The 13,934-nt window shown below is 66.7% G+C and carries 15 protein-coding genes; 10 read left to right on the top strand and 5 right to left on the bottom strand.

Going from position 1 to position 13,934, the window contains the following annotated elements:
- Nucleotides 1-8: 8 nt before the first annotated feature.
- The 3 genes from ACE3TH_RS05905 to ACE3TH_RS05895 are packed head-to-tail and all read left to right on the top strand — an operon-like array spanning nucleotide 9 to nucleotide 1,336.
- Nucleotides 9-668 carry an LON peptidase substrate-binding domain-containing protein gene (locus ACE3TH_RS05905; RefSeq protein WP_374598283.1) on the top strand — a complete coding sequence of 220 codons (660 nt, stop codon included), beginning with the start codon at nucleotides 9-11 and terminating at the stop codon, nucleotides 666-668.
- Between the two features lie 26 nt (nucleotides 669-694).
- Complete coding sequence (locus tag ACE3TH_RS05900) at nucleotides 695-889, top strand: Trm112 family protein (protein WP_374598281.1); 195 nt, start codon at nucleotides 695-697, stop codon at nucleotides 887-889.
- 21 nt (nucleotides 890-910) lie between these two features.
- Complete coding sequence (locus ACE3TH_RS05895; protein WP_374598279.1) at nucleotides 911-1,336, top strand: hypothetical protein; 426 nt, start codon at nucleotides 911-913, stop codon at nucleotides 1,334-1,336.
- Here the strand turns inward: ACE3TH_RS05895 and ACE3TH_RS05890 are convergent.
- On the bottom strand, nucleotides 1,333-2,586 hold the full coding sequence (locus ACE3TH_RS05890; RefSeq protein WP_374598277.1) for a UbiH/UbiF/VisC/COQ6 family ubiquinone biosynthesis hydroxylase: 1,254 nt from the start codon (nucleotides 2,584-2,586) through the stop codon (nucleotides 1,333-1,335). The two genes, ACE3TH_RS05895 and ACE3TH_RS05890, sit on opposite strands and share 4 nt — an antisense overlap.
- Nucleotides 2,587-2,807: 221 nt before the next feature.
- On the opposite strand from ACE3TH_RS05890, the gene ACE3TH_RS05885 reads away from it, so the two are divergent.
- Nucleotides 2,808-5,204 (top strand): DNA translocase FtsK 4TM domain-containing protein, encoded by a 2,397-nt coding sequence (locus ACE3TH_RS05885; RefSeq protein WP_374598275.1) that lies wholly within the window; start codon nucleotides 2,808-2,810, stop codon nucleotides 5,202-5,204.
- 7 nt (nucleotides 5,205-5,211) lie between these two features.
- Here the strand turns inward: ACE3TH_RS05885 and ACE3TH_RS05880 are convergent, their stop codons facing one another.
- On the bottom strand, nucleotides 5,212-5,637 hold the full coding sequence (locus tag ACE3TH_RS05880; protein WP_374598273.1) for a hypothetical protein: 426 nt from the start codon (nucleotides 5,635-5,637) through the stop codon (nucleotides 5,212-5,214).
- A gap of 211 nt (nucleotides 5,638-5,848) precedes the next feature.
- On the opposite strand from ACE3TH_RS05880, the gene ACE3TH_RS05875 reads away from it, so the two are divergent.
- Together ACE3TH_RS05875 and ACE3TH_RS05870 are read left to right on the top strand one after the other, a co-directional pair.
- A complete protein-coding gene (locus ACE3TH_RS05875) occupies nucleotides 5,849-6,481 on the top strand; it encodes an outer membrane lipoprotein carrier protein LolA (protein ID WP_374598271.1) in 633 nt (210 codons plus the stop codon).
- A gap of 241 nt (nucleotides 6,482-6,722) precedes the next feature.
- Nucleotides 6,723-7,517: an exodeoxyribonuclease III gene (locus tag ACE3TH_RS05870; RefSeq protein WP_374598269.1), complete on the top strand. Its 795-nt coding sequence runs from the start codon at nucleotides 6,723-6,725 to the stop codon at nucleotides 7,515-7,517.
- On the opposite strand, the gene ACE3TH_RS05865 is transcribed toward ACE3TH_RS05870, so the two are convergent.
- Together ACE3TH_RS05865 and ACE3TH_RS05860 are read right to left on the bottom strand one after the other, a co-directional pair.
- A complete protein-coding gene (locus ACE3TH_RS05865; RefSeq protein ID WP_374598267.1) occupies nucleotides 7,514-8,200 on the bottom strand; it encodes a response regulator in 687 nt (228 codons plus the stop codon). The two genes, ACE3TH_RS05870 and ACE3TH_RS05865, sit on opposite strands and share 4 nt — an antisense overlap.
- 61 nt (nucleotides 8,201-8,261) lie before the next feature.
- Nucleotides 8,262-8,960, bottom strand: coding sequence for a YggS family pyridoxal phosphate-dependent enzyme (locus ACE3TH_RS05860; RefSeq protein ID WP_374598265.1), 699 nt, complete (start codon nucleotides 8,958-8,960; stop codon nucleotides 8,262-8,264).
- Here ACE3TH_RS05860 and ACE3TH_RS05855 point away from each other — a divergent pair.
- On the top strand, nucleotides 8,959-9,612 hold the full coding sequence (locus ACE3TH_RS05855; protein WP_374598263.1) for a thiamine phosphate synthase: 654 nt from the start codon (nucleotides 8,959-8,961) through the stop codon (nucleotides 9,610-9,612). The genes ACE3TH_RS05860 and ACE3TH_RS05855 overlap by 2 nt on opposite strands.
- Nucleotides 9,613-9,618: 6 nt before the next feature.
- Here ACE3TH_RS05855 and ACE3TH_RS05850 read toward each other — a convergent pair whose 3' ends face one another.
- Nucleotides 9,619-10,002, bottom strand: a complete 384-nt coding sequence (locus ACE3TH_RS05850) for an NtrZ family periplasmic regulatory protein (RefSeq protein ID WP_296169192.1) — start codon at nucleotides 10,000-10,002, stop codon at nucleotides 9,619-9,621.
- A gap of 304 nt (nucleotides 10,003-10,306) precedes the next feature.
- Between ACE3TH_RS05850 and ACE3TH_RS05845 the strand changes: the two genes are divergently transcribed.
- The 3 genes from ACE3TH_RS05845 to lptE all read left to right on the top strand — a co-directional run bounded on the left by ACE3TH_RS05845 (nucleotide 10,307) and on the right by lptE (nucleotide 13,923).
- The gene (locus ACE3TH_RS05845; RefSeq protein ID WP_374598261.1) at nucleotides 10,307-10,777 is read left to right on the top strand and encodes a DUF3576 domain-containing protein; all 471 of its coding nucleotides are present in this window, start codon (nucleotides 10,307-10,309) and stop codon (nucleotides 10,775-10,777) included.
- A 66-nt stretch (nucleotides 10,778-10,843) separates the two neighbouring features.
- The gene (gene leuS / locus ACE3TH_RS05840) at nucleotides 10,844-13,435 is read left to right on the top strand and encodes a leucine--tRNA ligase (protein ID WP_374598259.1); all 2,592 of its coding nucleotides are present in this window, start codon (nucleotides 10,844-10,846) and stop codon (nucleotides 13,433-13,435) included.
- Nucleotides 13,435-13,923: an LPS assembly lipoprotein LptE gene (gene lptE, locus ACE3TH_RS05835; RefSeq protein ID WP_374598257.1), complete on the top strand. Its 489-nt coding sequence runs from the start codon at nucleotides 13,435-13,437 to the stop codon at nucleotides 13,921-13,923. Before leuS ends, lptE begins: the two co-directional genes overlap by 1 nt.
- The last annotated feature ends 11 nt before the right edge of the window (nucleotides 13,924-13,934 follow it).

Here is a 13,934-nt window from a genome sequence, read left to right as displayed (position 1 = left end):
AGCGCCGCGTGGCTCAGGGTTACGTCAAGGCCAGCGACCTGCCGCAGGTGATTCCGGTGTTTCCGTTGCCCGGGACCATCCTTCTGCCGCGCGGTCAGCTGCCGCTGAACATCTTCGAGCCGCGCTATCTGAACATGATCGACGATGCGATGGCCGGCGACCGCATCATCGGCATGGTCCAGCCGACGGCGGGCCCCCGCCGCCTGCCCAGCCTGTCGTCGGTCGGGTGCGCGGGCCGGATCACCAGTTTCGCCGAGACCTCGGACGGACGCTATCTGATCACCCTGACCGGCTGTGCGCGCTTCCGCCTGGCCAGCGAAATCCCGGCCCAGACACCTTACCGGCAGATCCGGGCGGATTTCGGGGTCTATGAGGCCGATCTGAGCGCCCCGCCGCGCGAGGACGAAGGGCTGGATCGCGACCGGCTGCTGGATGCCCTGCGCGCCTATATGGAGACGCGCGGGCTCGATATCGACTGGGACACCGCCGAAACCGCTCCCCCCGAGGCCCTGATCAACAGTCTGTCGATGGCCCTGCCGTTTGACGGAGCCGAGAAACAGGCTCTGCTTGAAGCCTTCACCTTGCCTGATCGCGCAGCAGTCTTGACCGCCCTTCTGACCATCGATGCCGCCGAGGCCGGAGACGGCGAAACGCCATCCATGCAATAAGCGCATCCGAGACATACGGAGCCCCGATGAGCGACACCTTCCACACCCCGACCGCCGTCGACCCGCGACTTCTCGAAATGCTGGTCTGCCCCGTCACGCGTGGCACCCTGTCCTATGATCGCGAGCGCCAGGAACTGGTGTCCAGGGGAGCCAAACTGGCCTTCCCCATCCGCGACGGCGTGCCGATTATGCTGACCGAAGAAGCGCGGCATTTGGACTAAACTTCGCGCCTGGGAGTCCGGATGCTTGATCTATGGATTTTCACGGGGTTGCTTCTGGTCGCCGGAGTGGCTGCGTTTTTCAGCCGATCCCGCTTCCTGTCGAGTCTGCGGGTTGGCGTGGGCGGTCCGGACGAGAATCTGAGCGAGGCGCGACGACTCTACCGGTCCATACTCACATCTGGCCTCGTCTTCGTGGCGGCTGCGACCTCGGCGATGTTCATCGGTCTGAGAGGCGTAGACGTATGGCGGACGACCGGTGTGGGCCAAGTCGTTCTCAACGTCCTGCTGGCAATTGCAGCGATCGGTTTTTTCCGGTCATTCGCAAGGACCTTCCACCACCAGTGGTCTGCCAAAGGATCCTTTCTCGGCGTTCTGCGAGAGACCTTTTTCGGATTCGTCACTGGTGGCCTGCTTATGCTGGCCATGTATCTTCGCTGGGGCCTTTAAACCGCCTCGCCCCGCAACAGCCTGGGCAGATCGCCCGTCGCGCCACCCGCCTCGTGCATGAAGGAGCGGCGCAAGGGGGCTATACGGTTGACGGCGGCGATGCCCAGGTCACGGGCCAGCCGGATTGGCGCGACGTCGTTGGAGAACAGCCGCACGAAAGCGTCGAACCCTGCCGCCAGAGCCGCATTGTCGAACCGGCGCCAGCGGGCATAGCGGTCCAGCGTCGTCTCCGCGCCGATGTCCTCGCCCAGCCGCATCGCTTCTATCAGCACCTCGGCTAGGGCGGCGGCATCCTTCAGCCCCATATTCAGACCCTGTCCGGCCACAGGATGCACGGCATGCGCCGCATCGCCGATCAGGGCCGTGCGCGGAGCCGTCAGCCCCTCGGCCAACTGGAGCGATAACGGGTAGACGAAGCGCGGGCCCGACACCGTGACACGACCCAGAAAGTCCCCGAAACGGCGACGCAGATGCGAATAGAAGGCCTCATCCGACGCATCGCGCAAGGCCTCGGCCCGCCGCGTCGTCTCGGTCCAGACCAGACTAGCCCGTCGTTCCGTCAGGGGCAGGATGGCGAAGGGCCCGGCGGGCAGGAAATATTCATGCGCCACATTGCCGTGGTCACGCTCCAGATCGACCGTCGCCACCACGCCGCTCTGGCCATAGGACCAGCCGGTGGTGTCGATACCCGCAGCCTGCCGCACCAGTGACCCGCGCCCCTCCGCCCCGACCACGACGCTGGCGGTTAGAACCGACCCGTCGGCCAGGGTGACGGTGCTGAACCCCAACCCGGCCTCGACGGCGCTTACCGCAGCAGGCGAACGGACCTCGATCCCGGCGTCGGTAATGGCCTCGGCCAAAGCTGAGCGGATACGCCGGTTTTCGACCATATAGCCCAGAGGCTCGCCGCCGTTTCGGTCCCCGATCTCATCGGCATCGAACCGCAGCCAGGCCGCCGACGCCGCCCTGGACGCGGCTCCGGGCCGCCGCCCGTCGGTGACCAGGATGTGCTCCATCCGGCAGGCATGCGGCCGTAACGCTTCGCCGACACCCAGGGCATCCAGCATGCGAAAGGTCGAAAAGGCGATGGCGGTCGACCGCCCATCGAACGTGGGGGCCAGCTGGGCGCTGAACGGCTGGGGATCGACCAGCACGACCTTCAGCCCACCCTGCGCCGCGGCCAGGGCAAAGGTCGCCCCCGCCATTCCGGCCCCGGCGATAACGACGTCGTAGCGATCAGCCTGTGTCATGCTGCCTTGTCGCGCCAGCGCCGCGCGCCGTCCAGTGCCGAGAGGTCGCGGCGCTCAAGCAGAGAGCCGCCGCGCGGCGGACGATAGTGCTGCCAAGATGCGCTCAAGCAGCGAGCGACCGCGTAGCAAGCGATAGCGTCCTGATGACAGAGTAAATGCCCCCTTAACCCTGTGCGGGCGACAAGAGGCGTCACGTCACCCGCTCCGGAGTTCGCCCCCGCATGTCCGCCGCCCTCGCCATTGGAATGCAGGCCTGGAGCGGTGCGCGCATCCTGTGGGACGCGCCGATCGCCGTGCGGTTTCGTGGCGTCTTGCAGGCCCTGCTGGCCAGCCTGCTTCTGGTCGCCCTGATCTCGTGGAATCCGTCCGACCCCAGCCTGAATGCCGCCTCGGGTGCGGCCCCTACGAACTGGTTGGGAGCCAATGGAGCCCTGTTCGCCGACCTGTTCATGCAGTCCCTGGGCCTGACCGCCTGGCCCGCGACCCTTTTGCTGATCGCCTTCGGCCTGTCCCGCGCTATCGGCGACATCGTCCAGCAACGGCTCAAGCCCACGCCGCTGAAGGCGCTGTCGGCGACACTTGGCGTTCTGTGCCTATCCGCCGCCTTGTCGGCCCTGGCCGCGCCCGCCGCCTGGCCGCTGGCCTCCAGCCTGGGCGGCCTGTGGGGTGATGGCATCGTCGGGCTGGTTCGCAGCCTGTGCGCCGCCATTCGCGTACCGGGCGCGCCGATCTGGGCGGGCGTGATCTTCCTGCCGCTGGGCCTTTGGGGCGTCGGCTACGCCATCGGCCTGCGGGTCTCGGACCTGACCGACGGGCTGAGCTGGATCGGCGGCATGCGGCGCAACGTCCCCGCCGCCAAGGTCGCCCGCGAGACGACACCGCCCGCGCCCAAGCGTCAGCGCCCCGCGCCCGAGCCTGAGCTCGATGCCGTCCCGACCGGACGTGTCGCGTCGGAGGCCGCCGAGCCCCCCCCGTGGGCCGAGCCTGCGCCGGCCTATGCACCGCTTCCCGCGCAGTCAGCGCCCGAGCCCAAGGTCGCCGCCGTCAAGGCCCCCAAGGCGTCCAAGCGCGAGGCCGACGACGCCCAGGTCGCCTTCGACTTCGCCCGCCCCTCGACCGGCTTCGACCTACCGCCGCTGACCATGCTGACCAAGCCCGAGAAGCGCGTCGGTACCGTCGACGAAGAGGCGCTGAAGGCCAATGCCAAGATGCTGGAGGGCGTGCTGCAGGAGTTCGGCGTGCGCGGCGTCATCGACCAGATCCGCCCCGGCCCCGTCGTCACCCTGTACGAACTGGTCCCCGCGCCCGGCGTGAAGCATGGCCGGGTCGTGGCCCTGTCGGACGACATCGCCCGCTCCATGTCGGCCCGCGCCTGCCGCATCAGCGTGGTGGCCGGCCGTAACGCCATCGGCATCGAGCTGCCCAATGCCAAGCGCGAGACGGTCTATCTGCGCGACCTTCTGGCCTCGACCGAATACGACAAGCCATCCCATCTGCTACCGCTGGCCCTGGGCGAGACCATCGGGGGTGAGCCCTATGTCGCCGACCTGGCGCGAATGCCGCACCTGCTGATCGCGGGCACCACCGGTTCAGGTAAGTCGGTCGGGGTCAACGCCATGATCCTGTCGATCCTGTATCGCCATTCGCCCGCCGAATGCCGCTTCATCATGATTGATCCCAAGATGCTGGAGCTGTCGGTCTATGACGGCATTCCGCACCTGCTCGCGCCGGTCGTGACCGATCCGAAGAAGGCCGTCGTCGCCCTGAAGTGGACGGTGCGCGAGATGGAGGACCGCTATCGCCGCATGTCCAAGCTGGGGGTCCGCAACGTCGCCAGCTACAACGAGCGCGCGCTGGAGGCCCAGGCCAAGGGCGAGCATTTCGAACGCACGGTCCAGACCGGCTTCGACGAACAGGGCCGCCCGATCTACGAATCCGAGAAGATCCGGCCCGAGCCCATGCCCTATCTGGTCGTGGTCATGGACGAGATGGCGGACCTGATGCTGGTCGCCGGCAAGGACGTGGAGGGCGCCGTCCAGCGCCTGGCCCAGATGGCCCGCGCCGCCGGCATCCACCTGATCATGGCCACCCAGCGCCCGTCGGTGGACGTCATCACCGGCACCATCAAGGCCAACTTCCCGACCCGCATCAGTTTCCAGGTCACGTCCAAGATCGACAGCCGCACCATCCTGGGCGAACAGGGCGGCGAGCAGCTGCTGGGCCAGGGCGACATGCTGTACATGGCCGGCGGCGGCCGCATCACCCGCCTGCACGGCCCGTTCGTGGACGACAAGGAAGTCGAGGCCGTCTGCAACCATCTGAAGGCCCAGGCGGAGCCCGACTATCTGGACCTGATCACCGACGATCCCGACGGCGACGGGGATGCAAGCGGGTTCGACGACGGCGGCGGCTCATCCGGCGACGACCTGTACGACCGCGCCGTCGCCGTGGTCACCCGCGATCGCAAGGCCTCGACCAGCTACGTCCAGCGCCGCCTGCAGATCGGCTACAACCGCGCCGCCTCCCTGATCGAGCGCATGGAACAGGAAGGCGTGGTCAGCCCCGCCAACCATGCCGGCAAACGCGAGGTGCTGGCGGGGCCACCGCCCATGGGGTGAGGGGATGTCAGCTTCGGCGAGCGTTACCCCTCAGTTGCAGGATACCCAGTCCGAGGACGGCACCGAACAAGCCTAGTGCCAATATCGCCAGACTTGCGAGCCTCCCTGGAGCCATGGTCGCGTAGGTTATCTCGCTGTCGTAGAGCGTCCCGAAATGTGTATTCAGTTCCTGGTAAGCGGCACCCAGTAGTCCGACGGCGACTGCCGTGATTGCCGCCATACGAACACGGTCGGCGTTACGCTTTAGTCCTGCGACTGCTCCAACGCCCGACAAGACCACGATCGCGACCGATAGAAACTGCGGGACTGGCGACACCCAGAAAACAAAGATGTCTGCTATCGTCGCATCGAGCTGATAGGCCCGCAGCATCCAGCCGATGGCCGCGGACGTTATCACTAGGGCCACCGCAAAAATGATTAGAAGCCTGGTCATGGCCCTAGCCTCCACCCATCATCAAGCTGCGGACCAAGGGCGACGCTGTCAATCGGCGTCGCAACCGGTCGGTAAGCACGGCGTTTGTCTCCGCGCGATGAACGAGGCTTCATCGCAAGGCCGGAATATGGTCAGGCTTGTGTCATCACACCGCCGCGCCGACCGGTCATGACCTGACGCTTCAACAACCATCCCGAACGGGAGACGACCCATGACCTTCACTCGCCGCGCCTTTGCGCTGGGAACCGCTGCCATCGCCGGTGTCGCCGCCTTGCCGGTGCAGGCCCAGGCCAATCTGTCGGCCGATGAGCGCGCCATTCTGGCCCGCGCACAAGCGACACTTCAAAACCTGGCATCCGCCCAGGGCAGCTTCGTCGAGACCTCGGGCGCGCAGCGCCGCGAGGGCCGCTTCTGGCTGCAGCGTCCCGGCAAGATGCGCTTCGAATACAGCAACCCGGCCGGCCTGCTGGTCGTGTCTGACGGCAACAACGTCAAACGCTATGATCCCCGCCTGAACGTCTTCCGTCAGGTCCCGCTCAGCCAGACGCCGCTATCGACCTTCCTCGCCCGCACGGTCCGCCTGGATCAGGGCGTCCGCATCGATCGCGTCGTGCGCATGCAGGACGGCGGATACTCGATCACCGCGCTCGACGCCCGCCGCCCCAACGATGGAGCCGTGGTCCTGATGTTCGGCGGTTCGCCCGAGCGTCTGCTGGAATGGACCATCCGTGATGCGCAGGGGACCATGACCCGGACCCAGCTGACCCGCGTCACCGCCGCGCCCAACCTGGCCGCCAGCCTGTTCCAGCTGCGCGACCCGACCCAGCGTCCGCGCCGCAACTAGGGTTGGTGTAGCCAACTTGACGTTTTCTGCGCTCTGTGTCTTTCTGGACACAGAACGGCGAGAGCCGATCTGACCGTTCGGGATTGTCATCCCCTTCCCTGCGGCGAGAGAGACACCTGAAATGCCCGGTTGGAGACGACCGGGCATTTTTTTGGGCGCTACCGCTCGGCACGCGGCGCCTCTCTGCTTGAGCGCGTTTCAGCCGCTACCGCGTGAAGCCTCGCCCGGCTAAGACCGGCGCATGCTTCGTATCGCCACCTGGAACATAAACTCCGTCCGCCTGCGCATCGAGCAGGTCGCGCGCTTCGTCGCCGAGAGCGGCACCGACGTGCTGTGCCTGCAGGAGATCAAATGCCTAGAGGACCAGTTTCCCCGCGCCGCCTTCGAGGCCATGGGCATGCCTTACCTCAAGATCGGCGGTCAGAAGGGCTGGCACGGCGTCGCCATCGCCAGCCGCAAGCCGATCACCGAGGCTCCCGTCCTGGACGTCTGCCGCGAGAAGCACGCGCGCTGCGTCGGGGTGATGGTCGAGGGCGTGGAGGTTCAGAACTTCTACATCCCCGCTGGAGGCGACGTGCCGGACCGGGCGCTGAACCCCAAATTCGATCACAAGATGGACTATTACGAGCGCCTGACCCGCGAGATGGCGGGCCGCGACAAGCAGCGACCGCTGGTCCTGGCCGGGGACTTCAACATCGCGCCGGGCGAGAACGACGTCTGGAACCACCGCTACATGTCCAAGATCGTCAGCCACACCCCGATCGAGGTCGAAACCCTGCGTCGGCTTCAGGCCGCAGGCGGCTTCTGTGATGTGGTGCGTGACCAGATCCCGGAGCCGACCAAGCTGGCCAGCTGGTGGAGCTATCGCGCCGCCGATTTCCGCAAGTCGAACCGGGGGCTGCGGCTGGACCATCTGTGGACCTCGCCCGGCCTGACGCCCGCCGTCCTGCCAGGCACCGCCCGCATCCACGACACCGTGCGCGAATGGACCCAGCCCAGCGACCATGCGCCGGTGACGATGGATCTCGACGTCTAGGGCTGCAGCCGGTAGCCGCCTGCATCCGTCAGCAGCAGCCGCGCCTGACCCGGCTCGGGCTCGATCTTCTGTCGCAGTCGGTAGATGTGGGTTTCCAGCGTGTGGGTCGTGACCCCGGCGTTGTAGCCCCAGACCTCGGTCAGCAGCTCCTCGCGCATGACCGGCTTGCCGCCGGCGCGATAGAGGTACTTCAGGATGTTGGTTTCCTTCTCCGTCAACCGGACCTTCTTGCCCTTGTCGTCGACCAGCACCTTGGCGGCGGGGCGGAACTCATAGGGGCCGATGCGGAAGACGGCGTCTTCCGATTGTTCGTGGCTACGCAGATGGGCGCGGATGCGGGCCAAGAGGACCGCGAACCGGAAAGGCTTGGTCACATAATCATTGGCCCCGGACTCGAGGCCCAGAACCGTATCAGAATCCGAAGATTGGGCCGTCAGCATGATGATCGGCGTCGTCACCCCGCCCGAGCGCAGCAGGCGACACGCCTCGCGCCCGTCCATATCGGGCAGGTCGAGATCCAGCAGGATCAGGTCAGCCCGCACCTCGCGGCCCATGCGAACCCCGTCCGTGGCGGTCGAGGCCTGGATCGGGCGGAACGCCTCATGCAGGGCCAGTTGCTCCGCCAGCGCCTCGCGCAGGTCGTCGTCGTCATCGATGATCAGGATCGTCTTGGGGGCTGCCATGACTGCAACAATGGCGAGCGTCGCGGCTTTCGCCAAGGGCAGGGCGCGATTAGACGCGGTTTCAGGCGTCTCTCTGGCCAAAAAGCGCCGATCCGACCCGCACATGGGTCGCCCCAGCGGCGATGGCGACCGGATAGTCGCCGCTCATGCCCATCGACAGGACGTCCAGGCCGTGGTCGCGCGCCATCCGGGCCAGCAGGGCGAAATGCGGTGCGGGGTCTTCTTCGGCCGGCGGGATGCACATCAGACCTTCGACGCTCAGCCCGAGGGCTCGGGCCTGTTCGATCAGGGCCGGAGCTTCCGCTATCGCCACACCGGCCTTCTGTGGTTCGGCACCGGTATTGACCTGCACCAGCACGCGAGGAGCCACGCCCATCGCCTGTCCCGCCGTCGCCAGCGCCTGGGCCAGCCTGGGCCGGTCCAGGGTCTCGATCACGTCGAACAGGGACAGGGCCTCGCGCACCTTGTTGGTCTGTAGCGGTCCGATCAGGCGCAGGTGCAGGTCGGAATGCAGCGTGCGACGCTCTGTCCAGCGCGCCATCGCCTCCTGCACCCGGTTCTCACCGAACACGCGCTGGCCGGTCGAGAGGGCCGCGTCGATGGCCTCAGGCGGCTGGGTCTTGGTCACGGCGGTCAAGGCGACGTCGGCAGGGTCTCGGCCCGCCGCCCGACAGGCCGCCGCGATGTCGGCTCGCACGTTGGCGAACCGGGTCGCGATCGCGCTGGACGACGTTGCGGGAAGGGAGGAAGAGTTGGCCATGAACTGCGTGGACGCCGAAACCCTGTGGGATGTCGCCAGCGTCCTAGCGCGCGAGGCGGCCAAAGTCAGCCGTGCCGAAGGTCGGACCACTCTGAACCTGCCGCCTCTGCTGTTCTTCACAGACCCGGACCGGACGCCTCGCCCCTGGGAAACGGCGGCACGACTGCCTGCGGGCAGCGGCGTGGTGTTCCGGCATTTCGGTCGGGATGACGCCTATGACACCGCTCGGCGGCTGCGCGAGGCGACGGCGGGTCGCGATGGTCTTTTGCTGATCGGTCTGGATGCGGAACTGGCCGAGCGGGTCGGAGCCGATGGCATCCATCTGCCGGAGCGGGCGCTGGACCAGGCCAAAGCCATGTCGAGGGCACGACCCGACTGGCGCATCACCGGGGCTGTGCATCGTCTGCAAGGGCTGGAAGCGGCCTCAGACCTGGACGCCGTCGTCGTCTCACCGGTTTTTCAGGCGGGCGGAACATCGTCCGGCAAGACACCGCTCGACCTGCCGGGCCTGACCAAATTCGTTCGCACGAGCGGAGTTCCGGTCTATGCCCTGGGCGGGATCGACAGCAGTAATGCCCGATCGCTGATCGGGTCCGGTGCCTGCGGTCTGGCAGGGGTTGCGTCGATACAGTCGGCCTTTGGTCCGGACTGAAACGGCCTAGAAGCGGAAGATCGATTCCAGCCGGAAACGCGGCGCGGCGCGCTGATCCGGGTCGCGCTGGCGGGCCGGATCGACATCGGGCTCGGCCAGGCCGGCGGCGGCCCCAACGCGCAGGCGCGGGTTGACGCGGTAGTAGGCCCCGGCCTCGACATCGCCGAGATTACGCTCACGACCGACGGGCTGGTTCAGATTGAGATCCAGACCCCAGCGACCGCGCTCCGTGAACCGCAGGCGAGACTGGCCTGAAGGCGTTGCCGCGGCGGCACGCTGGGCCTCGGTCAGGTTGACGCTGGGACGGCTGGATTGCGCGGCGGCCACGTCAGCGACCGTCAGGAGCATCAGCCCCCCGACCAGTCCAGCGATGACGGCACCTGCACGCATGATCTTCCCTAGACTCCGCGCCGAATTTTCCGCGCGGTCCTTGCAGCGATTAGGCGCCTGTGGCCCTCGCGGTCAACCGAACGTGGCGCGTGACAGCGTGTTCCACAAGACTCGCTGCGGCGCTGTGGCGCTGGCGTCACGCCCTGGTCCGACACGATCCGTGCGCAGGATGCGACTTCGCCTTGTCATCGCCCCTTTTCGCCGTGTTATAGAGCACAGCGATAGGCCTCGATCCCGAACGGATCGTGTCCAGCTCGTGCGCGGATGGGTCCGCCGCATGCCTTTGATTGGGATGGAGTGTCTGATGGTGCTGGTTCGCGGCGCAACGATTGCCTTGATCGCTTCCGGCATCGTGCTGAGCGGCTGTTCGGCGGATCGCCCCTTTGGTCCCACGGTTGGCGACGTCTTCGGGGGCGGCAACGCGACCCGGGCCGCGGCGAATGCCCAGCCCGGCATCGGCGTGAACGCCTTCCTGTGGCGCGCCACGCTCGATACGCTCAGCTTCATGCCGCTGGCTGGTGCCGACCCCTGGGGCGGTGTCGTGAACTATGACTGGTACAGCGATCCCCAGACGCCGAACGAGCGGTTCAAGGCGACGGTCTTCATTCTCGATACCCGCCTGCGCGCCGACGCCCTGAACGTCACGGTCAACAAGGAAGTCCGCGACGCCGCCGGTCAGTGGACTGCCGCACCCGTCGCCGCCCAGACCGAGACGGACCTGGAAAATGCGATCCTGACCAAGGCGCGTCAGCTCAACCTGTCCAACACCCGCTAAACCCGCTTTGCCAAGACCTGCCTCCTTCAGGCTCGCCCTCTAGGAGCGACTGCCTGAAGGATACCCGTGGCCGCCACTCGCTACGACCCCAAGACCGCCGAACCCCGCCAGCAGGCCCGCTGGGCGGCGGCCGATGCCTTTTCGACGCCAACCGAAGGCACGGGGAAGCCGAAATACTATGTTCTGGAGATGTTTCCCTATCCGTCGGGCAACATCCATATGGGCCACGCCCGCAACTATGTGATGGGCGATGTCGTCGCGCGCTCCAAGAGGGCGCAGGGGTTCGACGTCCTGCATCCCATGGGCTGGGACGCCTTCGGACTGCCGGCCGAGAATGCGGCCATCGAGCGGGGCATCCATCCCGGCGACTGGACCTGGTCCAACATCGCCACCATGCGCGACCAGCTGAAGCTGCTGGGCCTGTCGCTGGACTGGTCCAGGGAATTCGCGACTTGCGACCCGGCCTATTACGGAAAGCAGCAGGCCTGGTTCCTGGAGCTGTTCAAGCGCGGCCTGGTCTATCGCAAGGAGGCGGTGGTCAACTGGGATCCGGTCGACAATACCGTCCTGGCCAATGAGCAGGTGGTGGACGGACGCGGCTGGCGCTCCGGCGCGGTCGTCGAGAAGCGCACCCTGAGCCAGTGGTTCCTGCGCATCACCGACTATGCCGACGACCTGATCGAGGGGCTGAAGGAGCTTGAGGGTCGCTGGCCCGACAAGGTCCGGCTGATGCAGGAGAATTGGATCGGCAAGAGCCAAGGCGCGACCGTGTGGTGGCCCATTGATCAGGCCCCTGAGTTCCTGCCCGCATCAGACGCCGGCCAGCCCAATCACGCCCGCGATCCGATCGAGGTCTATACGACCCGGCCCGACACCCTGTTCGGAGCCAGCTTCGTCGCCCTTGCCCCCGACCATCCGCTGACCAAGGCCATCGCCGAGCACCGCCCGGATGTGGCGGCCTTCATCAAGGCCTGCGCACAGACCGGGACGTCGGAAGCCGACATCGAGAAGGCCGAGAAGGTGGGCGTCGATCTTGGCATTCGCGTGCGGCATCCGCTCGATCCCGAGCGGACCGTCGGTGTCTGGGCGGCCAATTTCGTGCTGTCGACCTATGGCTCCGGGGCCATCTTCGGCTGCCCGGCGCACGACCAGCGTGATTTCGAGTTTGCGACCAAATACGGCCTGCCGATCCTGCCGGTGGTCAGGCCCGACGGGGCGGGTGACGACTTCGGGGTCACGGACGAGGCCTATACGGGTCCCGGCACGATTTTCCGCTCAGGCTTTCTGGACGGACTGGACGTCAATGCCGCCAAGGCTGAGGCCATCGCCAGGCTGGAGGCGCAGAGACAGGGCAAGGGCGCGACCCTTTATCGCCTGCGCGACTGGGGCGTCAGCCGTCAGCGCTACTGGGGTTGCCCCATCCCGATCGTCCACTGCCCTAAGTGCGGCGCGGTGCCCGCAGCGGATCTGCCGGTCGAACTGCCGAAGGACGTCACCTTCGATACGCCCGGCAATCCGCTGGATCGCCACCCGACCTGGAAGCATGTAAAATGTCCCAGCTGCGGGACCGATGCGACGCGCGAGACCGATACTCTGGATACCTTCGTCGATTCCAGTTGGTACTTCGCCCGCTTCACCGATCCCAAGGCATCCGAGCCGATCTCGCCCAGCGCTGCCGATCACTGGCTGCCAGTCGATCAGTACATCGGTGGGGTCGAGCATGCGGTGCTTCACCTGCTCTATGCCCGCTTCATCAGCCGCGCCCTAAGCGACGCCGGGCTGATGACGGTCCGGGAGCCGTTCGCGGGGCTGTTCACCCAAGGCATGGTGGTTCACGAAACCTATCGCCGGGCCGACGGGGCCTGGGTCGAGCCCACGGATGTTGAGCTGACCAATGACGCCGGCAAGCGCTCGGCCCGCCAGCTCTCGACCGGCGAGGCCCTGACCATCGGCGACATTGAGAAGATGTCGAAGTCCAAAAAGAATGTCGTCGCGCCGCAGGAAATCGTCGACACCTATGGGGTCGATGCGGGCCGGCTGTTCGTCCTGTCCGACAGCCCGCCGGAGCGCGACGTGCAATGGACGCCCGGCGGCGTCGAGGGCGCCAGCCGTTTCGTCCAGCGCGTCTGGGCCGAAGTCGATGGCTACGATCCCGCCTTTGCCGGAGAGGCCGAAGCCAATGCCGCCCTGGTCCGCGAGACGCACAAGGCCATCAAGGCCGTGTCCGAAGGGATCACCGGTTTCCGCTTCAACTCCGCCATCGCCAAGCTGTACGCCTTTGTCGCCACCATCCGCGACAGCGCCAAAGCGGGCGGCGAGGCCAAACGCGAGGCGGTGAAAGCCCTGCTGGGTCTCGTCGCGCCGTTCACACCGCATCTGGCCGAGGAAGGCTGGACGCGGCTGGGCGAAGAGGGGATGATCCTGGACGCGCCCTGGCCGGTCTATGATCCGGCGCTGGCGGCCGACGACGAGGTAACCCTGCCCATCCAGGTCAACGGCAAGCGTCGCGGCGAAATCCGCCTCGCCCGCGGGCTGGAACCAGCCGAGGTGGAGGCGATCGTCATGGCCGATCCGGAGGTGCAGGCGCGGCTGGAGGGTCAGACGGTGAGGAAGATCGTGGTGGTCAAGGATCGCATCGTCAATCTGGTGGTCGGCTAATGCGCGGGCTTGTCCTGACGGTTGTCGCGGTTGCGGGACTTCTGGTCTCCGCCTGCGGCTTTACGCCGATCTATAGCGACGGCGGTGCCGTCGTCTCGAGCCTGTCTCGCATCGCCGTGACGACGCAGGACGATCGCCTGGGCTATCGCGTCCGCGAACAGCTGGAAGACGCCCTGGGCCGCAATGGTGCGGTCGCGCCCCTGTACCGTCTGGAGACGGCCATCGAGCAATCCCGCCGCCCCTTGGGTCGCCGTATCGACGACACAGCCACCCGCTATGAGCTAACCGTGCGCGGGGCCTGGACCCTGACACCCCTCAACGGCGGCGCGCCCGTGACCGGGGTCGAGACAGTCACCACCACCTATGCCGCGGCGGACCAGCCCTATGCCGCCATCGCCGCCCAGCAGGACGGCGAGGAACGCGCCGCCGCCGAACTGGCCCGCCTGATCCGTCTGGACCTGATGCGGACCATGTCGGCGCAGCCGTGAGGGGAGCTACC

This window comes from Brevundimonas sp., assembly GCF_041919755.1.
GTDB lineage: Bacteria > Pseudomonadota > Alphaproteobacteria > Caulobacterales > Caulobacteraceae > Brevundimonas.
The sequence above is the reverse complement of the archived record's forward strand: the minus strand, read 5'-3'. Positions and strand labels throughout refer to the sequence as shown.